This is a genomic window from Streptomyces sp. NPDC004542, assembly GCF_040610035.1.
Classification (GTDB): domain Bacteria; phylum Actinomycetota; class Actinomycetes; order Streptomycetales; family Streptomycetaceae; genus Streptomyces.
The window spans coordinates 156247-179640 of sequence record NZ_JBEXLP010000005.1 but is presented as its reverse complement, the minus strand read 5'-3'; the positions used below and the strand labels follow the sequence as shown (position 1 = coordinate 179640).

Sequence of the window (23394 nt, the reverse complement as noted above, 5' to 3'; positions counted from 1 at the left end):
CTCGACAGACCGGCAGCCCGGGGGGACACTTGTGCGGCTCCCCGCCCTGGTGGCAGCCCTACAGGCCCTAGAGGAAGGTGTCCGCGTGCCCCGCCGCAGAATCGGCTTCTGGTACCGCTTCGCCGCGGTGCTCTGCAAACCGCCGCTGGTGGTTCTGATCAAGCGGGACTGGCGCGGAATGGAGCATATTCCGGCCGAGGGCGGATTTATCACCGCGGTGAACCACAATTCCCATGCCGACCCCCTCGGGTATGCGCACTATCAGTACAACACCGGACGGGTTCCGCGATTCCTGGCGAAGAGCGGGCTTTTCAAGAAAGGATTCGTCGGGGCCGCGATGCGCGGTACCGGGCAGATCCCCGTCTACCGCGAGTCCACCGACGCGCTCAGCGCCTTCCGGGCCGCGATCGACGCGGTGGAGCGCGGCGAGTGCGTCGCCTTCTACCCCGAGGGCACACTCACCCGCGACCCGGACGGCTGGCCCATGACCGGCAAGACCGGCGCCGCGCGCGTGGCGCTGCAGACCAAGTGCCCGGTCATCCCGGTCGCCCAGTGGGGCTGCAACGAACTGCTCCCGCCGTACGCCAAGAAGCCCCGCCTGCTGCCGCGCAAGACCCACCGCGTGCTGGCCGGCCCGCCGGTGGACCTCTCGCGCTTCTACGACAAGGAGATGACCGCGGAGCTGCTGAAGGAGGCCACCGAGGTCATCATGGCGGCCATCACCCGCCAGCTGGAGGAGATCCGCGGCGAGAAGGCCCCCGACAAGCCCTACGACCCGCGCCGGGAGCGGATCGAGCAGCGGCGCAGGACGCGGGCGCAGAGCGGCCGGGAAGAGGAGAGCGCCAAGTGAGCCAGCCTGTTCGGGCCGCCGTCATGGGCACCGGATCGTGGGGCACCGCTTTCGGTATGGTCCTCGCCGACGCGGGCTGCGAGGTGACCCTCTGGGCACGTCGCCCCGAACTCGCCGAAGCGGTCAACTCCACCCGGATCAACCCCGACTACCTGCCCGGTGTGGAACTCCCGGAGAACCTGCGCGCCACCGCGGACCCCGCCGAGGCCGTCCGGGGCGCCGACTTCACCGTACTCGCGATCCCTTCCCAGACCCTGCGCGACAACCTCGCCGAGTGGACCCCGCTGCTCGCCCCCGACACCGTCCTCGTCTCCCTCATGAAGGGCGTCGAACTCGGTTCCGCCATGCGGATGAGCGAGGTCATCGAGGACGTCGCCAAGGTCGGCCGGGACCGTATCGCCGTGGTCACCGGGCCCAACCTGGCCCGTGAGATCGCCGCCCGCATGCCCGCCGCCTCCGTGGTCGCCTGCACCGACGAGGCGGTCGCGCGGCGGCTCCAGACCGCCTGCCACACGCCGTACTTCCGTCCGTACACCAACACCGACGTGGTGGGCTGCGAACTCGGCGGCGCGGTCAAGAACGTCATCGGCCTGGCGGTCGGCATCGCCGACGGGATGGGCCTGGGGGACAACGCCAAGGGCTCGCTCATCACGCGCGGGCTCGCCGAGACCACCCGGCTGGGCGCGGCCCTGGGCGCCGATCCGCTGACCTTCGCGGGCCTCGCCGGCCTGGGCGACCTGGTGGCCACCTGCTCCTCGCCGCTGTCCCGCAACCACACCTTCGGCACCAACCTCGGCAAGGGCATGACCCTTCAGGAGACCGTCGCGGTCACCAGGCAGACCGCGGAGGGCGTCAAGTCCTGCGAGTCCGTGCTGGATCTGGCCCGCCGGCACGGCGTGGACATGCCCCTCACCGAGACGGTCGTCGGCATCGTGCACGAGGGCAAGCCGCCGGTGGTCGCCCTGAAGGAGCTGATGTCGCGCAGCGCGAAGCCGGAACGACGCTGAGCGACGCCCCGCTTCTCCCGGCCCGCCGCCGCTGCCCCGGGGCCCTACCACCGGGTACTCTCAACGCGATATGAGCACCGAGAACCTCCCCCAGAGCCCCGAGCAGCCGCCCCGCAAGCCGCGCGTGGCCGTCGTGTTCGGCGGGCGCAGCTCCGAACACGGGATCTCCATGGTCACCGCGGGTGCCGTCCTCAAGGCCATCGACCGGACGAAGTACGACGTCCTGCCGATCGGCATCACCCGGGACGGCCGTTGGGCGCTCACCGCCGACGCCCCCGAGCGGATGGCCATCGTCGACCGGCGCACGCCGAGCGTCGAGGAGCTCGCGGAGTCCACCGAGGGCAGCGTGGTCCTGCCCGTCGACCCCGCCAGCCGGGAGGTCGTCTACAGCGAGCCGGGTTCGGTGCCCAAGGCCCTCGGCGAGGTCGACGTGGTCTTCCCGGTGCTGCACGGCCCGTACGGCGAGGACGGCACCCTCCAGGGCCTCCTGGAGCTCTCCGGTGTCCCGTACGTGGGTTCGGGCGTGCTCGCCTCGGCCGTCGGCCAGGACAAGGAGTACATGAAGCGGGTGTTCACCTCCTTCGGGCTGAAGGTGGGCCCGTACGTGGTGATCCGGCCGCGCGAGTGGGAGCGCGACGAGTCCGCCGCCCGCAAGAAGATCATCGACTTCGCCGGTGAGCACGGCTGGCCGCTGTTCGTGAAGCCCGCGCGCGCGGGTTCGTCGATCGGCATCACCAAGGTCGACGACCTGGCCGGGCTGGACGAGGCCGTCGCCGAGGCCCAGCGGCACGACCCGAAGATCCTCGTGGAGGCGGCGCTGCGCGGCCGCGAGATCGAGTGCGGTGTTCTGGAGTTCGAGGACGGCCCGCGCGCCTCCGTGCCGGCGGAGATCCCGCCGCCGGACGCGCACGCGTACTACGACTTCGAGGCGAAGTACATCGACTCCACGCCCGGCATCGTGCCCGCCCCGCTCACCGAGGAGGAGACCGCCGAGGTGCGGCGCCTCGCGGTGGAGGCCTTCGAGGCGGCCTCCTGCGAGGGCCTGGTCCGCGCGGACTTCTTCCTCACCGAGGACGGCGAGTTCGTGATCAACGAGATCAACACGATGCCCGGCTTCACGCCCATCTCGATGTACCCGCAGATGTGGCGGGCGACCGGCATCTCCTACCCCGAGTTGGTGGACCGGCTGGTGCAGGCGGCGCTGCGGCGGCCGACCGGGCTGCGCTAGTCGCCGGAAGCGTTCGGGTGGTCAGACGGTGGAGGCGATCCCGGTGGGGATCGCCTTCTTGACGGCGGCGGCCAGGTCGACGAGGACCGTGGCGCTGTCCTGCCCGGGCACCGACTTGGGCAGGGTCACCTGCACGTACGCCTCACGCTTGGCCGTGGTGAACCGGTACGTCCCGTCGTCCTGCTTCTCCATCAGCCAGTCGACGCCGTCGACCCCGCCGCCGATCGCGTCCGGGTCGGCGCCCTTGGCCACCTTCGGGTCGATCATCTTGGGCGGTCTGCGGACACCGCAGCGCAGTATGATCGCCGGGCTTCCCCAGCCCGCCGTGAGGGCGGACCGGGGTTCGGGGTCGCTGCGCTTTCGGCCGTCCACCTTGTCCGGCAGTACCTCGTGCAGGTTCCGGCACAGCTTCGCGGTCTTCGCGTCGGGGCTGGGAACCGCCACCGTGGCGCTGTCGTCGCTCGAGGAGCAGCCCGCGACGGCGATCAGCAGGGCGAGCGCGGGCAGGCCGGTGAGCCGGTGACGGAAGATGTCCACCGGCCAAGGGTAGACGGGGGCTACAGATGCACGACCGGGCAGGTCAGGGTGCGGGTGATGCCGTCCACTTGCTGGACCTTCGCGACCACCATGCGGCCGAGGTCGTCCACGGTGTCGGCCTGGGCGCGCACGATGACGTCGTACGGGCCCGTCACGTCCTCGGCCTGGATGACTCCAGGGATCTTGCTGATCGTCTCGGCGACGGCCGACGCCTTGCCGACCTCCGTCTGGATCAGGATGTACGCCTGTACCACGGAACCTCCAGGGCGGCCACGAGGATCATGTGGGGAAAAGGAACGCCACGGTATCGCGTCGCCGGTCGCCACGGGGAGACCCGCGCGGCCCGCGACGTCACGCGCCGTGGTGCGGGCAGTACAGGGGGCGGCGGTCACTTCGGCCGCGGCGGGGACCAGGATGACGCGCGAGCGGGTACGGACAGGCGTACGGCCGGGCACAGAAGGGGCTGAAGGGCAATGAAGGGCACTGTGGGTGAGCTGGGCGAGTTCGGGCTCATCCGGGAGCTCACCTCCCGTCTCACCACCACCCCGGCGGTCCGGGTCGGCCCCGGCGACGACGCCGCGGTGGTCGCCGCCCCCGACCGCAGGGTGGTGGCGAGCACCGACATCCTCCTCGAGGGGCGGCACTTCCGCCGCGACTGGTCCACGGCGTACGACGTGGGCCGCAAGGCGGCCGCGCAGAACCTCGCGGACATCGCCGCCATGGGCGCGGTACCGACCGCGCTGCTGCTCGGCCTGGTCGTGCCCGCCGAACTCCCGGTCACCTGGCCGAGCGAGCTGATGGACGGGCTGCGCGACGAGTGCCAGGTCGCGGGCGCCTCCGTGGTCGGCGGCGACGTGGTGCGCGGCGACACGATCATGGTGTCCATCACGGCGCTCGGCGATCTGCGCAACCAGGAGCCGGTGACCCGGGCCGGCGCCCAGCCCGGCGACCTGGTCGCGGTGACCGGCTGGCTGGGCTGGTCCGCCGCCGGGTACGCGGTGCTCGCCCGCGGTTTCCGCTCGCCGCGCGCCTTCGTGGAGGCCCATCGGCGTCCCGAGCCGCCTTACCACGCGGGTCCGGCCGCCGCCGGGCTGGGCGCCACCGCCATGTGCGACGTGAGCGACGGGCTGATCGCCGATCTCGGGCACATCGCGGAGGCCAGCAAGGTCCGCATCGACATCCGCTCCGGCGCCATCGACATCCCCAGCCAGATGAACGACATCGGGCAGGCCGTCGGCGTGGACCCGCTGCAGTGGGTGCTGACCGGGGGAGAGGACCACGCGATCGTGGCCACGTTCCCGCCGGACGTGAAGCTGCCGGCCCGCTGGAAGGTGATCGGCGAGGTCCTCAACCCCTCGGCGCTGCCCCAGGTGACGGTCGACGGGGCGCCGTGGACGAGCAAGGGCGGCTGGGACCACTTCGGGGACATCGACTCATGATCCCCACGGTGCTGACGGTGGCGGGCTCGGACTCCGGCGGGGGCGCGGGCGTCCAGGCCGACCTGAAGACGATGCTCGCGCTCGGTGTGCACGGCATGAGCGTGATCACGGCGGTGACCGCGCAGAACTCGCTGGGCGTGCAGGGCGTCTGGGAGCTGCCGGTGGCGGCCGTGCGGGCCCAGTACCGCAGTGTCGTCGACGACATCGGTGTGGGGGCCGTGAAGACCGGCATGCTGGCCTCGGCCGAACTGGTCGAGGCGGTGGCGGAGTTGCTCGGCGGTACGGACGCGCCGGCGGTCGTGGACCCGGTGGGCGTCTCCAAGCACGGGGATCCGCTGCTGGCGGCCTCCGCGCTGGAGTCGGTCCGCGGGAAGCTGCTGCCGGCGGCGACGGTGGCGACCCCGAACCTCGACGAGGTGACCCGACTCACAGGGGTGCGGGTCGAGTCGGAGGACGACCTGCGCCGGGCCGCGGCGGCCGTGCTGGAGTACGGGCCGCGGTGGGCGCTGATCAAGGGCGGGCACCTGGTCGGGGCCGCTGGGAGCCGGTCCGTGCGGGCGGGCGGGAGCCAGGCGGTGGATCTTCTGACGGACGGCACCGAGGAGTACTGGCTGCGGGCGCCCCGGCACGGCAACCGGCACACCCACGGCACGGGCTGCACGCTCGCCTCGGCGCTGGCGTCGGGGCTGGCGAAGGGGCTGAGCGTGCCGGAGGCCGCCACGGCAGCCAAGGAGTACGTCACGGGCGCCATCGCCGCCGGGTTCGCCCTGGGGGCGGGGATCGGGCCCGTGGATCACGGGTGGCGCTCGCGCGGCTGACCGCGGCCACGGCAAAAAGCCGGCCCACCGTGAGGTGGACCGGCTCTGTGCAGCGAACCAGACGGTGGCCGCGCGCTCAGCTGTAGCGTCAGCGCGAGACCTTGCCGGCCTTGATGCACGAGGTGCAAGCGTTCACGCGCTTCGGCGTCCCGCCCACCACGGTACGCACACGCTGGATGTTCGGGTTCCAGCGGCGGGACGTACGGCGGTGCGAGTGCGAGATGTTGTTGCCGAAGCCCGGCCCCTTGCCGCAGACGTCGCAGTTGGCAGCCACGGGTCACTCCAAAGACTTCAGATGCACTTACGGTTGATCCCGGCATGCCGGGATCGAGATCCTAAGACCTGAGATCTTGAGTGGCGTTGCCAGGGGGAATGGCCCGATCAGGATCGGGCAACCGGAGCAGCATACAACGACTGCGCCCGTACAACGAAACTACCACGGCAGCTCAGGGGCCCGCCCCGGCCCTCTTCCGGCCGGCACCCGTCCGGGGTCTACGCTGCGTTGCACGTCCAGCCGGCTCAGGGAGGCGCAGGTGCCGCAGGTGCCGCAGACATTCTTCGATGCTCTCGCGGTGCGCACCTGGTGCCGTCTGGCGCTGCGGGAACTGGGGCGGTCACGCGAGGACATCGACGCGATCAACGTGTACCCGGTGGCGGACGGCGACACCGGCACGAACCTGTATCTGACCCTGGAGTCCGCGGCGACGGCGGTGGAGGCCGTGTTCACCGGCTACGAGGTGGAGCCGCAGGGCGGCCCGGGGCCGTCCTCGGCCGACGCCATGCACGCCATGGCCCATGGGGCGCTCATCGGGGCGCGGGGCAACTCCGGGACGATCCTCGCGCAGCTGCTGCGCGGCATGGCACAGGTGCTCGCGGCCGGCGGTGAGGCCCCCCACACAGACGGACAGGGGCTGCGGCTCGCCCTGCGGAACGCCGCCGACGCCGCCCGCCGCGCGGTGGCCCACCCCGTGGAGGGGACGGTCCTCTCGGTCGCCTCGGCCGCCGCCGACGCCGCCGAGGAGGCCGAGGGGGACTGCGCGAGCGTGGCACGGGCGGCCCACGAGGGGGCGCGCGCGGCCCTGGCGGCGACTCCGGGACAGCTGGCGGTGCTGAAGCGGGCCGGAGTGGTGGACGCCGGCGGGAGCGGGCTGGTGGCGGTCCTCGGGGCGCTGGTGGAGACGTTCACGGGACAGACACCGGTGGCGCCCGCCACGGAGCTGCCCCACACGGGCGTGCGGCCCGCCGGAGCGGACGGGGAGCACGCGGGGGCGGCGGAGCGCGCGGGGGCCGTCGGGTGCGCCGGGACCGGCGGGCCCGCCTTCGAGGTGATCTACCTGCTGGAGGCCGAGGACGCGGCCGTGGACCGGCTGCGCGAGCGGCTCGACCGGCTCGGGGACTCCCTCGTCGTCGTCGGCGGCGACGGGCTGTGGAACGTGCACGTGCACGTCGACGACGCGGGCGCGGCCGTGGAGGCCGGTGTCGAAGCCGGGCGGCCCCACCGGATCCGGATCACCCACTTCGGGCTCGGGGACGTGCACACCGGTGCCGAACCGCCGTCCAGGGAGCGGGCCCAGCGCGCCGTCGTCGCCGTCGTGCCCGGCGAGGGACTGGCCGGGCTGTACGCCGAGGCCGGCGCGACCACCGTGCTCGCCCGGCCCGGGGAGCCGCCCGCCAGCGGGGAGATCGTCCAGGCCGTGCGCCGCGCCCACGCGCGCGAGGTCGTGCTGCTGCCCAACGACGCCGAGCTGCGCCACACGGCGGCCGCGGCGGCCGAGCAGGTCCGCACGGAGGGGGTCCGCGTCGCCCTCATCCCGACCCGCTCGGCGGTCCAGGGGATCGCCGCGCTGGCGGTGCACGCGCCGGACCGCCGCTTCGACGAGGACGTCGTCCAGATGACCTCGGCGGCGGGTGCCACCCGGTACGCCGAGGTCGTCGTCGCCGAGCACGAGTCCTGGACCATGGCCGGCATCTGTCAGGCCGGCGACGTACTGGGGCTCGTCGACGGCGACGTGGCGGTGATCGGCTCGGATGTCACCGCCACCGCCGAGGCCGTCCTGGACCGCATGCTCCAGGCCGGCGGCGAACTGGTCACCCTCGTGCTCGGCGACGAGGCGCCCGAGACCGTCGCCGAGCACCTTCAGGCACGCGTGCGGGAGGCGTACCTGGCCGTGGACACGGTCGTGTACCGGGGCGGGCGGCAGGGGGCGCTGCTGCTCATCGGGGTGGAGTGAGCGCAGTGGGCGCAGTGGGCGCAGTGGGCGGTGGGCCGGGCGGCGAGGCGCGGCGGACCGGCCGCCGGCGTCCGGGGCCCGCCCTTCACGGCTCCCGGTCCGCCGGCACCGCGCCCAGCAGCTGCTCCGCCTCCGTCCGCCGGGCCCGCACGGTCTCGTCCTCCGCGCCCACCCCGTCGTACGCCGCCAGCACCGCACGCGCGCGTGCCGCCGCGTCCGCCGGGCGGCCCAGGTCCGCCGCCAGCCAGCCTGCGGCCAGCTCCGCGCCGGTACGGCTGTGCAGGGCGTCCGCGCCGAGCGAGGCGAACACCGCCGCCGCCCGCGTCATCTGGGCGAGCGCGTCCTCCAGTGCGGCCCGACCCGCCGATTCCCCGGCGTCCCCGTCCCCGTCCCCGTCCCCGGCGTCCTCCGGCGCCGAGCGGGCCAGCAGATCGCCGTACTGCCGGTGGGTGTGACCGAGTTCGGCGGTGAGCCGCTCCACGGCTTCCGCGTCGCCGGCCGATTCCAGCGCCCGCGCGCACTCCCGGACCGCGTCCCCCATGAGTTCCCGCGCCCCGCCGGACCCTGACCCGGTGCGCAGCGCCAGCCAGGCGCGGGCGCGCAGGCTGCGGACCAGACCGTGGACGTTGCCCAGGGAACGCCACAGGTCGCCCGCGCGCGCGTAGGCCCGGTCGGCGTCGGCGGGCAGCCCGGCCTGGCCGAGGGACTCGGCGGCGAGGTGGGCGAGGGTGGCGTGGTCCTGCTGCTCGGGCCAGTGCCGGGCGATCTCGGCGGCCTTGAGCCGGTGCTCGGCGGCCTCCCGGTGCTCACCCAGCTCGCTCAGGCAGTCCCCGAGCCACCACCGCGTCTGCACCACCGCGCCGTCGCCGTGTGTCTCGGCGGTCAGATCGGCCAGCGCCGACTCCAGCACCTCGGCGGCCTCCGCGCACCGCCCCTGCCGCAGCAGGAAGCCGCCCAGCTGGTGGCGTGCCCAGGCGCCCAGCGTGGCGCCCTCGCCCGCCTCGTCGGCCCAGTGCGCCGCCTCAAGGGCGTGCTCCGCCGCCTCCCTCGGGTCGTCCCGGCCGCCGACCACCTCCGCGAGCTGCAGGTGCAGCTGGGCCCGGCCGATCGCCTCCACATGGGGCCCGCCGTGCGCCATGGCCGCCCGCAGCGCCCGCTCGGCCTCCGCCAGGTCGCCCTGCGCGTGGGCGAAGGCGGCCACCCGGACCTCGTACTCCACCGCGAACCACGGCAGGCCCGCCTCCACGAACTGCCTGGTGGCCCGCCGGAAGAGGTTCGCCGCCGTCTCGGCGTCCCCGGAGTGCTCCGCGAGCTCCGCCAGCATCGCCCGCGCCTCGGCCGCCCGGGACGCCAGCCGCACGTCGCCCCCGACGTGTCCGTCGACGAGCGCCAGCAGTTCCCGCACCGCCCGCCCGACCGCCTCCCCGGCGTCCCGCGGTGCCTCGTGCATCCGGCGCATCAGGATCCGCGCCCGGCTCATCAGCACCGACGCCGTCTGCCGCACGCCGGTGGCGTCCTCGGCGTAGAGGGCGAGGATCCGGTCGTACGGCTCGGCGATCGCCGCGATCGCCTCGTCGATCCGGCCCGACAGGGCCTGGGCGTAGGCGGCACGCGCGCGTGCCGCGAGCGCCTCCCCGGCGTCGCCCGCCTCCGCGTACAGCTCGGCGGCCCGCTCGAACAGCGCGACGCCCTCGGGGCCCCGGCCCATCGCCTCGTGATCGACGATCTCCGCGCGGTCCCGGGCCGCCAGCGGCACGCCCTCGGCGGCCCGGGCGACCGCCGCCCACGCGTCGAGGGCGTGCGGCTGGAGGGAGTCCGACAGCCGCCGGGCCTTGGCCAGCAGTGCGGGCAGGTCCGGCTCGTCCGCGCCCGCGGCCGTGTCCGGTGCGATCGGCGCGGCCGGGCGGGACACGGCGGCCGGCGCGGCCGCGGTGCGCACGCCGAGCGGCAGCCGTTCCACCAGCGGGCGCTGAGCCATGCGCTCGCGTGTCCGGTCACCGACGTACGAGGTGCCGTTGCGCACGTCGAACCGCCCGGCCAGGTCCTGGGCCTCCGCGCGCGCGTGGGCGGCGAGATCCCGCGCGGTCCACACCTTCCCGGCCGGCCCCGGGACCCGCTGCTCGCCGAGCCCCAGCCCGGTCAGGCGGTCCATGAGCAGTGCCACCACGGCCATGAAGTCCAGGCGGCTGCGCGGATGCCCGGTGTCGGTGAAGTAGGCCGGCCGCTCGGCGAGCAGTTCCAGGCCGCGTGCCTCGTTGCCGGTGAGCGCGCAGAACTCCACATGGTCCGCGTACGCGCCGCGCATGCTCTCCATCGGCCGCACCAGCCGGAAACCGCGCAGGTGGTGGGCGCGGGCCTCGTCCACGCGGCCGAGCCGGAGCAGCGGCGTGAGGGAGGAGGCGAGGACGCTGTGCGGCTCGTGGGCGCAGCTGTACTCGCCCTCCAGGACCGGCCGCCACAGGTCGAGCGCCTCGGTGTCCCGGCCGCGCCTGACCTGCCACGTGCCCTGTCCGTGCAACTCGCAGGCGTGGCAGTCGGCCATCCGGTCCCGGTCGGCGGCCAGCCAGGCCGCGTAGGCCCGTTCGGCGCGGTCCAGGTCGCCGGTGTGCGCGGCGACGCTGAACTCGGCGCTGCGCACGGCCCGCTCGGAGTGTCCGGCCAGCCGGTAGCGGTGCTCCATCTCGCCGAGCCACTTCTCGATGGAGGCCAGCGGCACGTGCGGCTGGTCCAGCATCCCGGCCGACACCCACTTGAAGACCCAGTGCAGCGAGTGCGTCTCGTACTCGTCGAAGTCCTCGGGCCGCTCGTCCCACATGCGCAGCAGCCGCGCGAACGGGACGAACATCTTGTCCTTCTCGGAGCTGTAGTTGTAGACCTTCAGCTGGTGCCCGAGCGCCTCGATCACCGCGAGCGGGACGTCCAGCTTCTCCGCCTCGGCGAGCAACTGCTCCGCGCGCGCGTTGCGGGCCGGTCCCTCCGGCTGTTCGGAGTTCTCCGCCATGGCCCGGCGCAGCGCGTCGAAGTCCGTGATCCCGGTCATCGGTGACCGTCCTCCCCGTGTGCGGATTCCCCGTGTGTGGCCCACTCCAGGAGGCCGATGAACGCGCGGTTGAGCAGCGCGGAGTCCGCGGGCCTGAGCGGGCGCTGCGCCATCAGCAGCGCCTGCCCGTACAGCGACTCGGTCGCGGTGCCGATCAGCTCGGGATCCTTCAGGGAAGCGATCCGCCGGATCAGCGGGTTGAGGTGGTTGAGCACCAGACGCGCGCGCGGGGCGCTGCCCCGCAGTGAGCCGAGGATGCCCGCCCACAGGTCGTCGGCCTGGGACTCCGCCTCCGCGCGCGCCTGCTCGTGCCGGGCGGCCCGGTCGTCCAGGTGCAGCGCGGGAACCGAGAGGGGGTGGAAGGCACGCAGGACGACGTCGCACCCCAGCGGGCCGAGTCTCGCCCGCGCCGCGGCCAGGAAGCCGGACAGGGCCAGTTCCTCCGCCGGGTCGACCGCGTCCAGGTGGGCGGTCACGGTGTCCGCGTCCAGCTCGGCGACCACCGTCCCCGGGCGCACCGACGGCAGCGCCTCGACCAGTTCGCTGTCGTAGGTGTAACCGCCGTTGACCACGCCGACGCCCTGCGCGGAGGCGATCGGCGCGACCTGCCGGTACTCCTCGACCGTGCGCGTGAAGTGCACCACGGGGTGGCGCTGCGCGAACTCCTCCAGGGACAGCTGTCCGTCGGTCGTCTCGAACGGCAGCCAGGGCAGCATCGTGCGCAGCATGTCCCTGTCGTGCCGGGCGAGCGACTTCACCCCCAGGTGGTGCACCGAGAGGAAGGCCGACAGCCGTTCCGGATCGCCCGCCGCCAGCGCGGTCAGCCAGGACCGAATCCTTTCGCCGAGCGCTTCCCGTACGGCGGCCAGCGTCTCGTCCTCGTACAGCGACTCGCGCGAGGCCGTGGGCCTGAGACTGTCGGTGTCCAGGACGCAGCGCACGAAGAACGCCCAGTCCGGCAGCAGCTGCTCGGCCCGCTCGGTCAGCAGCATGCCCTTCAGGTGCACCCGGTGGGTGGCGCGCTGGGCGGGGCTGACCGCTGACGGCAGCACGTACGCCACCCCGCGGATCCCGGCCAGCGGCACGTCGAGCTCGATCGAGTCCAGCGGGGTGAAGCCGAAGGTCTCGTGGCAGTGCCGGGCCAGGGCCACCCGGCGGGCGGCGGGGGAGGGGTGGGGGCGGTCCCAGACGGCGGGCAGATCGGTGACCGCCTCGTCGTCCACCCGTACGTCGTAGGGCAGCAGCGAACCGAAGTCCCGTGCCAGCGTCCGGACGCGCTGCGGCGAGAGCCACTCCCCGGCGCCGGCCCGCGCGGTCAGGTGCACGGTGGTGCCCGGCTCGGGCCGGGCCTCGTGGGGCAGCGTGCGCACCGTGTAGGAGCCGTCGTCGCTCGCCGTCCACTCCACCGGCGGTGCGTCGGGCGTCCGGGCGCTGCGGCTGACCACCCGGATGCGCTCGGCGACGACGAAACAGGCCAGCAGGCCGATGCCGAACTGGCCCAGGAAGTCGGAGCGGGCCTCCTGCAGCCCCTCGGCGCGCTTGGAACTGCGGCCGATGGTCGCCAGCAGGCTGTGCACGTCCGACTCGGTGAGTCCGACGCCGGTGTCCTCCACCCGGAGGGCGGCGCCCGTCCCGGAGCCCGTGTGCAGCCGCACCCGTGCCGGGGCGCCGGGCTGCTCGGCGCGCCGCGCGGTGACGGCGTCCACCGCGTTCTGCAGGAGCTCGCGGAGGTAGACCTTGGGGCTGGAGTAGAGGTGATGGGAGAGCAGGTCCACCAGACCACGCAGGTCGACCTGGAACGTGTGAGGTGACGGGGATGCCTGGGATGACTGTGGGGTCTGGGAGTCCATCGTCGCAGCGCCACCGGCGGGGGACTTCAGGGCGGCGCGGGGTCGGGCGGTCCCTCGGGTGAGGAGGTGACCGCGGGGGGATGGCCGGAGCGCGTCATCCTAGAGCCCGAACAGCCCGCCTCACCAGGACTTTCCCAAGACGTATACGGCGTTGTCAGTGCGGTGGTGTGCAATGGATCCCGTGCCCGCACTGGAAGAACCACTGAAACAACCTCTGAAGTCAGTGCTCGGCCCCGCCACCGCGAAGGTGATGGCCGAGCACCTCGGCCTGCGCACCGTCGGCGACCTGCTGCACCACTACCCGCGCAGATACGAGGAGCGGGGCCAGCTCACCCATCTCGCCGACCTCCCCATGGACGAGCACGTCACGGTGGTCGCCCAGGTCGCCGACGCCCGTCTGCACAGCTTCGCCTCCTCAAGGGCCCCGCGCGGCAAGGGCCAGCGCCTGGAGGTGACCATCACGGACGGCAGCGGCCGGCTCCAGCTGGTCTTCTTCGGCAACGGCGTGCACAAACCCCACAAGGAGCTGCTGCCGGGCACACGCGCGATGTTCGCGGGCAAGGTGTCGGTGTTCAACCGGCGACTCCAACTGGCCCACCCGGCCTACGAGTTGCTGAAAGGTGACGGCGAGGAGACCGTCGAGACCTGGGCCGGCGCGCTCATTCCCATCTACCCGGCCACCGCCAAGCTGGAGTCCTGGAAGATCGGCAAGGCGGTCCAGACGGTGCTGCCCAGCGCGCAGGACGCCGTGGACCCGCTGCCCGGCTCCCTGCGCGAGGGCCGCGGGCTGGTCTCCCTCCCCGAGGCACTCCTGAAGATCCACCGCCCGCACACCAAGGCCGACGTCGCCGACGCCCGCGCCCGCCTCAAGTGGGACGAGGCCTTCGTCCTCCAGGTCGCCCTGGCCCGCCGCCGGCACGCCGACGCGCAGCTCCCGGCGGTCGCGCGGCGCCCGCTCCCCGACGGCCTGCTGACCGCCTTCGACGACCGTCTGCCCTTCACCCTCACCGAGGGCCAGCAAAAGGTCTCCCGGGACATCTTCGACGACCTCGCCACCGAACACCCGATGCACCGGCTGCTCCAGGGCGAGGTCGGCTCCGGCAAGACCCTGGTCGCCCTGCGCGCCATGCTCGCCGTCGTCGACGCCGGGGGCCAGGCCGCCATGCTCGCGCCCACCGAGGTCCTCGCCCAGCAGCACCACCGGTCGGTCACCGAGATGATGGGCGAGCTCGCCGAGGGGGGGATGCTGGGCGGCGTCGAGCACGCGACCAAGGTGGTGCTGCTCACCGGCTCGATGGGGGCCGCCGCCCGCCGCCAGGCGCTGCTCGACCTCGCCACCGCAGAGGCCGGGATCGTCATCGGCACGCACGCGCTGATCGAGGACAAGGTGCAGTTCCACGACCTCGGGCTGGTCGTGGTCGACGAACAGCACCGCTTCGGTGTCGAACAGCGCGACGCCCTGCGCGGCAAGGGGAAACAGCCACCGCACCTGCTCGTCATGACCGCCACGCCGATCCCGCGCACGGTCGCCATGACCGTCTTCGGCGACCTGGAGACCTCCGTCCTCGACCAGCTCCCGGCCGGCCGCTCGCCGATCGCCAGCCATGTCGTGCCGGCCGCCGACAAGCCGCACTTCCTGGCCCGCGCGTGGGAGCGGGTGCGCGAGGAAGTGGAGAACGGCCACCAGGCGTACGTGGTCTGCCCGCGCATCGGGGACGAGGAGGACGACCCCAAGAAGGGCGCGAAGAACGGCTCCCCGGAGGACGAGGCCGACAAGCGGCCCCCGCTCGCGGTCCTGGACGTGGCCGGGCACCTGGCGAAAGGCCCGCTGAAGGGCCTGAGCGTGGAGGTCCTGCACGGCCGTATGCACCCCGACGACAAGGACGCGGTGATGCGCCGCTTCGCCGCCGGGGAAGCCGACGTCCTCGTCGCCACGACCGTCATCGAGGTCGGCGTCAACGTGCCGAACGCCACCGTGATGGTGATCATGGACGCCGACCGGTTCGGCGTGTCCCAGCTCCACCAGCTGCGCGGCCGCGTCGGCCGTGGCTCGGCGCCCGGCCTGTGCCTGCTGGTCACCGAGATGCCCGAGGCGAGCCCCGCCCGCCAGCGGCTGAACGCGGTGGCGTCGACGCTCGACGGCTTCGAACTCTCCCGTCTCGACCTGGAACAGCGCCGCGAGGGCGATGTCCTCGGCCAGGCCCAGTCGGGCGCCCGCACGTCCCTGCGCGTGCTGGCCGTCATCGACGACGAGGAGATCATCACGGAGGCGAGGCAGGAGGCGGCGGCCGTCGTGGCGGCGGACCCGGAGCTGACCGGCCTCCCCGCCCTGCGGACGGCCCTGGACGCCCTCCTGGACGAGGAGAGAGAGCAGTATCTGGAAAAGGGGTGAGCCGGAGCGCCCCGGCAGGGGCGCGAGGGGCTGTACTGGACACGCGGCAACCGCCGCGCGAGCGCGACCGGCGACAATGAACCTGTAGCCGCCTACGACCAAGGAACCGAAGATGACCCGCGTGATCGCCGGCACAGCCGGCGGACGCCGCCTGGCCGTCCCGCCGGGCAACGGCACCCGCCCCACCTCGGACCGCGCACGCGAGGGACTCTTCTCCACCTGGCAGTCCCTGCTCGGCGGCCCCCTCGACGGCGAACGCGTCCTGGACCTGTACGCCGGTTCCGGCGCCGTCGGCCTGGAGGCCCTCTCCCGCGGCGCCGGCCACACCCTCCTCGTCGAGTCCGACGCGCGGGCGGCCCGCACCGTCCGGGAGAACGTGCGGAACCTCGGCCTGCCCGGCGCCGAGGTCCGGGGGGGCAAGGCCGAGCAGATCGTCCGCTCGGAGGCCCCGGCAGAGCCGTACGACCTCGTCTTCCTCGATCCGCCGTACGCGGTCACCGACGACGATCTTCGCGAGATCCTGCTCACACTCCGCACGCAGGGGTGGCTCGCGGCGGAAGCCCTCGTCACCGTGGAGCGCAGCACCAGAGGCGGCGAATTCCGCTGGCCGGACGGCTTCGAGGCGATCCGGGCCCGTCGCTACGGCGAGGGAACGTTTTGGTACGGTCGCGCCGCCTCTACGTGCGAAGACGCACGATGACCGGACCGGAGAGCGAGGGATCACAAGTGCGCCGCGCCGTATGTCCCGGGTCGTTCGACCCGATCACCAACGGACACCTCGACATCATCTCCCGCGCCTCCCGCCTCTACGACGAGGTGTACGTCGCGGTGATGATCAACAAGTCCAAGAAGGGCCTGTTCGAGATCGACGAGCGGATCGACCTGATCCGCCGGGTCACCGCCGAGTACGGGAACGTGACCGTCGAGGCCTTCCACGGCCTGCTCGTCGACTACTGCAAGGAGCGCGACATCCCGGCCATCGTCAAGGGCCTGCGCGCGGTCAGCGACTTCGACTACGAGCTGCAGATGGCCCAGATGAACAACGGCCTGTCGGGCGTCGAGACCCTTTTCGTGCCGACCAACCCCACCTACAGCTTCCTCTCCTCCTCCCTGGTCAAAGAGGTCGCCACCTGGGGCGGAGACGTCTCCCACCTGGTGCCGCCGGAGGTCTTCGAAGCGCTCGGCAGGCGGCTCAGGAAGGACTGACGGGCTGACAACCCGTCACCCGGTGTCGGACCGTCACCCCGGGGCCGTACAGTCGTCCCGTCCGTCTCCAACACAGCTGTAGAGAGTGGCGAGCACAGGTGGACGTCCAGAAGAAGCTCGACGAGATCGTCACCGCGGTGTCCGGCGCCCGGTCCATGCCCATGTCGGCCTCCTGCGTGGTCAACCGGGCCGAGCTGCTCGCGATGCTCGAAGAAGTGCGCCAGGCCCTGCCGGGCTCCCTCGCCCAGGCCCAGGAGCTGATCGGCGACCGCGAGCAGCTGGTCGAGCAGGCCCGCCTCGAGGCCGAGCGGATCATCGAGAGCGCGCACGCCGAGCGCGGCTCGCTGGTCTCCGGCACGGAGATCGCCCGCCGCTCCCAGGCCGAGGCGGACCGGATCCTGACCGAGGCCCGCAAGGAGGCCGAGGAGATCCGCGCCGAGGCCGACGACTACGTCGACTCCAAGCTCGCCAACTTCGAGGTCGTCCTCACCAAGACCCTCGGCTCGGTCGGCCGCGGCCGCGAGAAGCTGCTCGGCACCGGGCCCGGCCTCGACGAGGACGGCTACGCGGACGAGGACGCCCCCGAACGCAGCCACGACCCGGAGACCCTGCGCCGCGACGCCGACGCCTACGTCGACACCAAGCTCGGCGCCTTCGAGGCGGTCCTCGCCAAGACCCTGGAGGCCGTCGGCCGCGGCCGCCAGAAGCTGCACGGCCGCATCGCCACCGACGACCTCGGCGCCCTCGCCGACGACTCCGCCACCCGGCAGCACTCCAGCGACGCCGACTACCTCGCCGACCTCGCGGCCCTCGCCGAGCAGGACACCCGGGCCGGACAGCCCGCACAGCCCCAGCAGCAGCCGCAGTACGACCAGCAGCCCCAGCCCGACTACGGCTACCAGCAGCAGCCCGACCCGTACGGCGGCTACCCGCAGCAGCAGGGCTATGGCCAGCAGGACCCGTACGGCTACCAGCAGGCCGACCCGTACGCGTACCAAGGCCAGGGCCAGGGCTACGACCAGCAGCCCGCCTACGACCCGAACCAGGCCCAGCAGGCCCAGCAGTCCCATCAGTCCCAGCCGGGCTACGCCCTCGACGAGACGAGCCTGTTCGACACCAGCATGATCAGCGCGGAGCAGCTCAGGGCGTACGAGCAGGAGCGCGGCCTGTAGCCGAGGCCCCGATTGGGCCGTGAGCGAAAGGTCCAGTATCCTGGCTCTTCGGTCGCGTGCACGTCCGCGATCAGCGCTGCCCCGGCGACACCTCCGGGCGGCGTCCCTCTGAGCTCGAAGATCGAAAGCAGGAATGGCCTCCAACGCGCGCCTCGACCACCGCAACCCCCTCGTGTTCGACACACATGAGCTGGGTCGGCGTCCTGGTGCCCTGCAGCGCCTGACCCGCACGGTCGACGCCCCCAAGGACTTCGGTGTCCAGGGAGTCATCGGAGTGCCGGAAGGCGCCCCGGTGGAGCTCGAACTCCGGCTCGAGTCGGTCATGGAAGGGGTGCTCGTCACGGGCACCGCCCGTGCCACGGCCGAGGGGGAGTGCGTAAGGTGTCTGGAGCCGGTCGGGCTGGAGCTCGAAGCGGACTTCCAGGAACTGTTCACGTACCCTGACGCCGACGACCGGGGCCGTGTGATCGCGGAACCGGGCGACGACGCCGAGGACGACGAGGACAGGTTCTACCTCGAGGACGGACTCTTCGACCTCGAGCCTCTGCTGCGCGATGCGGTGGTGCTCGCACTGCCGATGCAGCCGGTGTGCCAGGAAGACTGCCCGGGCCTGTGCTCCGAGTGCGGAGCGCGGCTCGCGGACGACCCGGACCACCACCATGACGCCGTCGACATCCGTTGGGCGGCTTTGCAGGGACTCGCCGGTTCCACGAGGGACGGCGAGAAGGACGAGATGAGCGGCGCTGACGCGGAAGCGGGCGTCGACGAGAAGCAGGAGAAGTAGCCGTGGCTGTTCCGAAGCGGAAGATGTCGCGCAGCAACACGCGCCACCGCCGGTCGCAGTGGAAGGCTGCGGTCCCCACCCTGGTTGCGTGCGAGCGCTGCCACGAGCCCAAGCTGCAGCACATCGCGTGCCCGTCTTGCGGCACCTACAACAAGCGCCAGGTCCTCGAGGTCTGAGCGGCTGGTGAGAGGTGTGATGTCTGATCCGAAGGAGAACACTTCCCGTCAACGCGGGGGTCGTCCGGCGGACAACACGGCCTCGTCCCACACGCTTCTGGAAGGGCGGCTCGGCTACCAGGTCGAGTCCGCCCTTCTGGTGCGAGCACTGACCCACCGTTCCTACGCGTACGAGAACGGCGGTCTGCCGACGAACGAGCGGCTGGAGTTCCTCGGTGACTCCGTCCTCGGCCTCGTCGTCACGGACACGCTGTACCGCACCCACCCCGACCTGCCCGAGGGCCAGCTGGCCAAGCTCCGGGCCGCGGTGGTGAACTCGCGTGCGCTCGCGGAGGTGGGCCGTGGTCTCGATCTGGGCTCCTTCATCCGGCTCGGCCGCGGTGAAGAGGGCACGGGAGGCCGGGACAAGGCGTCCATCCTTGCCGACACCCTGGAAGCGGTGATCGGCGCGGTCTATCTCGACCAGGGCCTCGACTCGGCGTCCGAGCTGGTGCACCGGCTCTTCGACCCGCTGATCGAGAAGTCCTCCAACCTCGGAGCCGGCCTGGACTGGAAGACCAGTCTCCAGGAGCTCACCGCGACGGAGGGGCTCGGCGTGCCCGAGTACCTGGTCACGGAGACCGGCCCCGACCACGAGAAGACCTTCACTGCTGCCGCCCGCGTCGGAGGCGTCTCGTACGGCACCGGCACCGGCCGCAGCAAGAAGGAAGCGGAGCAGCAGGCGGCCGAGTCCGCGTGGCGGTCCATCCGGGCCGCGGCGGACGAGCGCGCCAAGGCGACGGCCGACGCGGTCGACATCGACGCGGGCGCCGACGACACAGCATCCGCTTCCGCCTGAGCGGCACCAGCAAGCAACAGCCGAGCGCCCGCCCCCGCCGGGGGCGGGCGCTCGGACCGTCCACCGCATGTCCACGGGGGTTGAGATGCCCGAGTTGCCCGAGGTCGAGGTCGTCCGGCGCGGCCTGGAGCGCTGGGTCGCCCACCGGGCCGTCGCCGACGCCGAGGTGCTGCACCCGCGTGCCGTGCGCCGGCACGTGGCCGGCGCGGACGACTTCGTGCACCGGCTCAAGGGGCACCGCATGGGCACGCCCAGCCGGCGCGGCAAGTATCTGTGGCTGCCCCTGGAGGACACCCGGCAGGCGGTGCTGGCGCACCTCGGGATGAGCGGGCAGCTGCTGGTGCAGCCCGAGACGGCACCCGATGAGAAGCACCTCAGGATCCGCATCCGCTTCGCCGACGGGCTCGGCACCGAACTCCGCTTCGTCGACCAGCGCACCTTCGGCGGGCTGTCGCTGCACGACACGACCCCCGACGGCCTGCCGGACGTCATCGCGCACATCGCCCGAGACCCGCTCGACCCGCTCTTCGACGACGAGGCCTTCCACCAGGCGCTGCGCCGGAAGCGGACCACCATCAAGCGCGCCCTGCTGGACCAGTCGCTGATCAGCGGTGTCGGCAACATCTACGCGGACGAGGCGCTGTGGCGTACCCGTCTGCACTACGAGCACCCCACGGGCACCCTCACCCGTCCCCGTACCGCGGAGCTCCTCGGTCATGTCCGGGACGTGATGAACGAGGCCCTCTCCGTGGGCGGCACCAGCTTCGACAGCCTGTACGTCAACGTCAACGGCGAGTCGGGCTACTTCGACCGTTCCCTTGACGCGTACGGCCGGGAGGGTCTGCCCTGCCGGCGCTGCGCGACACCCATGCGCCGCCGCCCGTGGATGAACCGGTCCAGTTACTTCTGCCCGCGCTGTCAGCGGGCGCCGCGCGTGTCGTCGTAACGCTCGCGGGCCGCCAGTACGTCGTCCATCCGGCCCTCCACACAGTGGATGAGGTCCAGCAGACGGGTCGCCACCTCGCGGCCCAGCGGCGTCAGTTCGTAGTCCACCCGGGGCGGGTTCGTCGGCTGGGCCTCGCGGTGCACCAGCCCGTCGCGCTCCAGCGCCTGCAGCGTCTGGGACAGCATCTTCTCGCTCACGCCGTCGACCCGGCGGCGCAGTTCGTTGAAGCGCAGCGAGCCGCCCTCGTGCAGCGCGCCGAGAGCGAGCGCACCCCAGCGGCCGGTGACGTGCTCCAGCGTGCCGCGCGAGGGGCACGCCTTCGCGAACACGTTGTAGGGGAGGTTCTGCCCCTCGGCGCTCTCCTGCGTGACGGTCATGCATCCAAGCGTACTCGAGGGCAGCGCTAACCGACAGGTTGCACTAGCGAAAAGTTAGTGCTTTTCCTTCGTCACTGTCCATGAACTGCTCATTCGAGGAGTACCCCTAGTGACCAGCCAGTACCCGGGGCGCCGGGTGGCCGAGACCGCTCGGGTGTTCGCGCTGGGGCGCGCGGCGGCATGACGGGGTCCGGCAGGACCCGTGGCGGGGCCGTGGTGACCGGCCTCTAGTAGCCGAAGTCCTGCGTCCACCAGGGCCCGCCGGACCCGTAGTGGATACCGACCCCCAGGGTCTTGAAGTCGCAGTTGAGGATGTTGGCCCGGTGGCCCGGGCTGTTCATCCAGGCCTCCATCACCGCGGCCGCGTCCGCCTGGCCCCGCGCTATGTTCTCGCCGCCGAGGCCGGTTATGCCGGCCTTCGCGGCGCGGTCCCACGGGGTGGCGCCGTCGGGGTCGGTGTGGTCGAAGAAGTCCCGCGCGGCCATGTCCGAGCTGAAAGACTCGGCCAGCCCGGTCAGTGAGCTGTTCGCCGCCAGCGCGCCGCAGCCGACCTTGGCCCGCTCCTCGTTGACCAGCTTCAGCACCTCCGCCTCGGCGGCCGCCTCGGCCGACACCGTCACCGGCGCGGACGTCCTCGCCGGGGCCCTGGTGGCCGTACGGCTCGGCGTGGTCCTGGGCTGGGCGGGGATCTTGGTCCGCGGCTTCTTCGAGGGTGCCTTCGACGTAGGCGCCTTCGTCGGGTCGGGGGACGCCGAGGCCGAGGCTGATGGGGAGGGGGAGGCCGGGGAGGAGGCCGGGGAGGACGGCGAATGCGAGGCGGACGGGCTCGCCGGCGAGGCCGAGCGGTGGCTGTCACGGCCGGCCGAGGACCCGCCGGCCGTGCCGTCGGTGGCCTTCGCGGAGGCGCCGCCCTGTTCGCTCGCCGTGTTGCCGGCGGAGGCGGCTGCCTGCACCTTGTCGCCGCCCGCACCGGTGCCGCCGCCGAGCCGGTAGTGGTCGAGGCCGGGCACCGCGCCGGTGGCCACCGCCACCGTGCCCAGGGCGACCGCGGCGGACATGCCGAGCAGGCCCGTGCGCAGCGGCGTCGCCACCTTCTTCTTCCGGCGGTGGCCCGGCGAGGACCCGGCCGACGGGGTGTACCCGTTCTCGGGGAAGACGACCGTGCCGGTGCTGCGGGCGTAGTCGTCGTCCGTGGCGTACAGGTACGCCTCGGCCTTCTCGTAGGTCTCGGCGTACGCCTCCGGGTTCAGGTAGGGCGCGATGCCCATGGTGGCGCGGTCACCGGTGTACGAGTCCTGCGGGTCGTGGCCACCCGTGCCGGCGGCGGAGCGTCGGTGGCGTCCCATGTCCTGGCCTTCCTCGTCCCTCGCGGTCAACCCCTCTCATACGATCCTGCGGGTCAACCCCACTCACTCGATCGAGTGAGTTTCATATGAGATGTATTGGGTGGGGACGGTACCCCATGACGCCGGAGGGCGAAGTGTCCCAGGAGACATCGGCCGGTTAGGTTGCCCCCATGAGCGAGGATGTACGGCTGGTCGCCTGGGTGCGTGGACACGTGCAGGGCGTGGGTTTCCGCTGGTTCACGCGGGCCAAGGCGCTCGAGATCGGCGGCCTGAGTGGTTTTGCTCTCAATTTGGCGGACGGACGGGTCCAGGTGGCCGCCGAGGGCTCGCGCGAGGCGTGCGAAGGGCTGCTGAGGTGGCTCCAGGGTGGCGACACGCCCGGGTGCGTCGAGGGTGTCACCGAGATCTGGGACACACCCCGCGGCGGCTACGACGGCTTCGCCGTCCGCTGAGTCCACGGACGTGAAAGCCGCGGACCGAGGCGGAGGGATGTGCCACGGGCAGCTGCCCGAGCGGAAACGGCCTGGTGGTTGCCAAGAACCGCTTGCCGTGGCAGGCTCCGCACGTAAAGATGATCGCCACGCCCCGAGGGCCCCGCAGGAGTCGCAGCGCCGCCGCTTTCCCGCCGCGCGTGGCCGGGTTGCCCGCCAATCCGGGGCGTGATCGTGTTGACCGTCAAACTTTTTGGTGAGACGCTGAAAGCCCCGCGCACCTTAGCTGTTTGGCATGTAGCAATAGCAGAGCAACACTCGAGTGTGCCAAGCACTCCGGGTGCGAATCCCTCACGACCCACCACCGCTTCGGTCGGCGGTCACTCAGTGTGGAGGACCATCCATCATGGCAAAGGCGCTTCTCGGTTACGTCGGCGGCTCCGACCCGCGACTCCTCGCCGAGATGCGACGGCTCCAGCAGCGCGTACAGGACCTGGAATCCGAGCTCGTACGGATCCAGGCGGAGAACGACGCGCTGACGGCTGCCGCTTCTCACGACAGGATCATGGAGAGCATCGACGCACACCAGGCGGAGCCTGCGCTCACCTGATCGCTGCACTGCTCCACAACAGCACACGCAGCGGTTGGGCTGCCCGTATCAACCGCTAAATTGTCAGAGTTGCAAGGGACGCTTCGGCGTCCCTTCTTTCTTGCTTGCCCCGCCGC

General features: G+C 72.3%; 22 protein-coding genes and 1 pseudogene. 16 read left to right on the top strand and 7 right to left on the bottom strand.

Annotated elements, in window-relative coordinates; all coding sequences use genetic code 11:
- Positions 1-85: 85 nt before the first annotated feature.
- From ABZX30_RS05325 to ABZX30_RS05315, 3 genes are all read left to right on the top strand, one after another.
- Positions 86-850, top strand: a complete 765-nt coding sequence (locus tag ABZX30_RS05325) for a lysophospholipid acyltransferase family protein (protein ID WP_355929074.1) — start codon at positions 86-88, stop codon at positions 848-850.
- Positions 847-1857 (top strand): NAD(P)H-dependent glycerol-3-phosphate dehydrogenase, encoded by a 1011-nt coding sequence (locus ABZX30_RS05320; RefSeq protein ID WP_355929071.1) that lies wholly within the window; start codon positions 847-849, stop codon positions 1855-1857. The genes ABZX30_RS05325 and ABZX30_RS05320 overlap by 4 nt, the downstream gene beginning before the upstream one ends.
- Before the next feature lie 70 nt (positions 1858-1927).
- Positions 1928-3085: a D-alanine--D-alanine ligase family protein gene (locus ABZX30_RS05315; RefSeq protein WP_355929068.1), complete on the top strand. Its 1158-nt coding sequence runs from the start codon at positions 1928-1930 to the stop codon at positions 3083-3085.
- A 21-nt stretch (positions 3086-3106) separates the two neighbouring features.
- Here the strand turns inward: ABZX30_RS05315 and ABZX30_RS05310 are convergent, their stop codons facing one another.
- Positions 3107-3622 (bottom strand): DUF3515 domain-containing protein, encoded by a 516-nt coding sequence (locus ABZX30_RS05310; protein ID WP_355929066.1) that lies wholly within the window; start codon positions 3620-3622, stop codon positions 3107-3109.
- Positions 3623-3642: 20 nt separating this feature from the next.
- A complete protein-coding gene (locus tag ABZX30_RS05305) occupies positions 3643-3876 on the bottom strand; it encodes an Lrp/AsnC ligand binding domain-containing protein (RefSeq protein ID WP_351145008.1) in 234 nt (77 codons plus the stop codon).
- A gap of 219 nt (positions 3877-4095) precedes the next feature.
- Between ABZX30_RS05305 and ABZX30_RS05300 the strand changes: the two genes are divergently transcribed.
- Together ABZX30_RS05300 and thiD are read left to right on the top strand one after the other, a co-directional pair.
- A complete protein-coding gene (locus tag ABZX30_RS05300) occupies positions 4096-5061 on the top strand; it encodes a thiamine-phosphate kinase (RefSeq protein ID WP_355929063.1) in 966 nt (321 codons plus the stop codon).
- A complete protein-coding gene (gene thiD / locus ABZX30_RS05295; RefSeq protein WP_355929060.1) occupies positions 5058-5879 on the top strand; it encodes a bifunctional hydroxymethylpyrimidine kinase/phosphomethylpyrimidine kinase in 822 nt (273 codons plus the stop codon). The genes ABZX30_RS05300 and thiD overlap by 4 nt, the downstream gene beginning before the upstream one ends.
- A gap of 88 nt (positions 5880-5967) precedes the next feature.
- Here the strand turns inward: thiD and rpmB are convergent, their stop codons facing one another.
- Positions 5968-6153 carry a 50S ribosomal protein L28 gene (gene rpmB / locus ABZX30_RS05290; protein ID WP_003993230.1) on the bottom strand — a complete coding sequence of 62 codons (186 nt, stop codon included), beginning with the start codon at positions 6151-6153 and terminating at the stop codon, positions 5968-5970.
- Between the two features lie 259 nt (positions 6154-6412).
- Between rpmB and ABZX30_RS05285 the strand changes: the two genes are divergently transcribed.
- Complete coding sequence (locus tag ABZX30_RS05285; RefSeq protein ID WP_355929057.1) at positions 6413-8110, top strand: DAK2 domain-containing protein; 1698 nt, start codon at positions 6413-6415, stop codon at positions 8108-8110.
- 85 nt (positions 8111-8195) lie between these two features.
- Here the strand turns inward: ABZX30_RS05285 and ABZX30_RS05280 are convergent, their stop codons facing one another.
- Entirely contained in the window at positions 8196-11150 is a 2955-nt protein-coding gene (locus tag ABZX30_RS05280) for a tetratricopeptide repeat protein (RefSeq protein WP_355929054.1), read from the bottom strand.
- Positions 11147-13000, bottom strand: coding sequence for an HSP90 family protein (locus tag ABZX30_RS05275; protein WP_355929051.1), 1854 nt, complete (start codon positions 12998-13000; stop codon positions 11147-11149). The genes ABZX30_RS05280 and ABZX30_RS05275 overlap by 4 nt, the downstream gene beginning before the upstream one ends.
- 172 nt (positions 13001-13172) lie before the next feature.
- Between ABZX30_RS05275 and recG the strand changes: the two genes are divergently transcribed.
- The 8 genes and pseudogenes from recG to mutM all read left to right on the top strand — a co-directional run bounded on the left by recG (position 13173) and on the right by mutM (position 20514).
- Positions 13173-15392, top strand: a complete 2220-nt coding sequence (gene recG / locus ABZX30_RS05270) for an ATP-dependent DNA helicase RecG (RefSeq protein WP_355929049.1) — start codon at positions 13173-13175, stop codon at positions 15390-15392.
- Positions 15393-15498: 106 nt separating this feature from the next.
- Positions 15499-16092, top strand: a pseudogene (gene rsmD / locus ABZX30_RS05265) (16S rRNA (guanine(966)-N(2))-methyltransferase RsmD); the annotation flags it as partial.
- A 26-nt stretch (positions 16093-16118) separates the two neighbouring features.
- The gene (gene coaD, locus ABZX30_RS05260) at positions 16119-16598 is read left to right on the top strand and encodes a pantetheine-phosphate adenylyltransferase (protein WP_355929122.1); all 480 of its coding nucleotides are present in this window, start codon (positions 16119-16121) and stop codon (positions 16596-16598) included.
- Between the two features lie 98 nt (positions 16599-16696).
- Positions 16697-17770 carry an ATP synthase F0 subunit B gene (locus tag ABZX30_RS05255; protein WP_355929046.1) on the top strand — a complete coding sequence of 358 codons (1074 nt, stop codon included), beginning with the start codon at positions 16697-16699 and terminating at the stop codon, positions 17768-17770.
- Between the two features lie 133 nt (positions 17771-17903).
- Entirely contained in the window at positions 17904-18554 is a 651-nt protein-coding gene (locus tag ABZX30_RS05250; protein ID WP_355929043.1) for a DUF177 domain-containing protein, read from the top strand.
- A 2-nt stretch (positions 18555-18556) separates the two neighbouring features.
- Positions 18557-18730: a 50S ribosomal protein L32 gene (gene rpmF / locus ABZX30_RS05245; RefSeq protein WP_007493396.1), complete on the top strand. Its 174-nt coding sequence runs from the start codon at positions 18557-18559 to the stop codon at positions 18728-18730.
- A 19-nt stretch (positions 18731-18749) separates the two neighbouring features.
- On the top strand, positions 18750-19568 hold the full coding sequence (gene rnc / locus ABZX30_RS05240) for a ribonuclease III (RefSeq protein WP_355929041.1): 819 nt from the start codon (positions 18750-18752) through the stop codon (positions 19566-19568).
- 85 nt (positions 19569-19653) lie between these two features.
- A complete protein-coding gene (gene mutM / locus ABZX30_RS05235; RefSeq protein WP_355929119.1) occupies positions 19654-20514 on the top strand; it encodes a bifunctional DNA-formamidopyrimidine glycosylase/DNA-(apurinic or apyrimidinic site) lyase in 861 nt (286 codons plus the stop codon).
- Here the strand turns inward: mutM and ABZX30_RS05230 are convergent.
- Together ABZX30_RS05230 and ABZX30_RS05225 are read right to left on the bottom strand one after the other, a co-directional pair.
- Positions 20487-20891, bottom strand: coding sequence for a helix-turn-helix domain-containing protein (locus tag ABZX30_RS05230; protein WP_355929038.1), 405 nt, complete (start codon positions 20889-20891; stop codon positions 20487-20489). The genes mutM and ABZX30_RS05230 overlap by 28 nt on opposite strands.
- 227 nt (positions 20892-21118) lie before the next feature.
- Positions 21119-22237 (bottom strand): CAP domain-containing protein, encoded by a 1119-nt coding sequence (locus ABZX30_RS05225; protein ID WP_355929035.1) that lies wholly within the window; start codon positions 22235-22237, stop codon positions 21119-21121.
- 170 nt (positions 22238-22407) lie between these two features.
- On the opposite strand from ABZX30_RS05225, the gene ABZX30_RS05220 reads away from it, so the two are divergent.
- Positions 22408-22689, top strand: a complete 282-nt coding sequence (locus ABZX30_RS05220; protein WP_355929032.1) for an acylphosphatase — start codon at positions 22408-22410, stop codon at positions 22687-22689.
- 385 nt (positions 22690-23074) lie between these two features.
- Positions 23075-23278: a hypothetical protein gene (locus tag ABZX30_RS05215; RefSeq protein ID WP_058922942.1), complete on the top strand. Its 204-nt coding sequence runs from the start codon at positions 23075-23077 to the stop codon at positions 23276-23278.
- Positions 23279-23394: the final 116 nt, after the last annotated feature.

Coding starts and splice junctions, on each gene's coding strand:
- thiD (WP_355929060.1), top strand. CDS start 5,058: ATGATCCCCACGGTGCTGACGGTGGCGGGCTCGGACTCCGGCGGGGGC.
- ABZX30_RS05215 (WP_058922942.1), top strand. CDS start 23,075: ATGGCAAAGGCGCTTCTCGGTTACGTCGGCGGCTCCGACCCGCGACTC.
- ABZX30_RS05315 (WP_355929068.1), top strand. CDS start 1,928: ATGAGCACCGAGAACCTCCCCCAGAGCCCCGAGCAGCCGCCCCGCAAG.
- ABZX30_RS05275 (WP_355929051.1), bottom strand. CDS start 13,000: ATGGACTCCCAGACCCCACAGTCATCCCAGGCATCCCCGTCACCTCAC.
- recG (WP_355929049.1), top strand. CDS start 13,173: ATGGATCCCGTGCCCGCACTGGAAGAACCACTGAAACAACCTCTGAAG.
- ABZX30_RS05220 (WP_355929032.1), top strand. CDS start 22,408: ATGAGCGAGGATGTACGGCTGGTCGCCTGGGTGCGTGGACACGTGCAG.
- ABZX30_RS05280 (WP_355929054.1), bottom strand. CDS start 11,150: ATGACCGGGATCACGGACTTCGACGCGCTGCGCCGGGCCATGGCGGAG.
- rnc (WP_355929041.1), top strand. CDS start 18,750: ATGTCTGATCCGAAGGAGAACACTTCCCGTCAACGCGGGGGTCGTCCG.
- mutM (WP_355929119.1), top strand. CDS start 19,654: ATGCCCGAGTTGCCCGAGGTCGAGGTCGTCCGGCGCGGCCTGGAGCGC.
- ABZX30_RS05225 (WP_355929035.1), bottom strand. CDS start 22,237: ATGGGACGCCACCGACGCTCCGCCGCCGGCACGGGTGGCCACGACCCG.
- ABZX30_RS05300 (WP_355929063.1), top strand. CDS start 4,096: ATGAAGGGCACTGTGGGTGAGCTGGGCGAGTTCGGGCTCATCCGGGAG.
- ABZX30_RS05230 (WP_355929038.1), bottom strand. CDS start 20,891: ATGACCGTCACGCAGGAGAGCGCCGAGGGGCAGAACCTCCCCTACAAC.
- ABZX30_RS05250 (WP_355929043.1), top strand. CDS start 17,904: ATGGCCTCCAACGCGCGCCTCGACCACCGCAACCCCCTCGTGTTCGAC.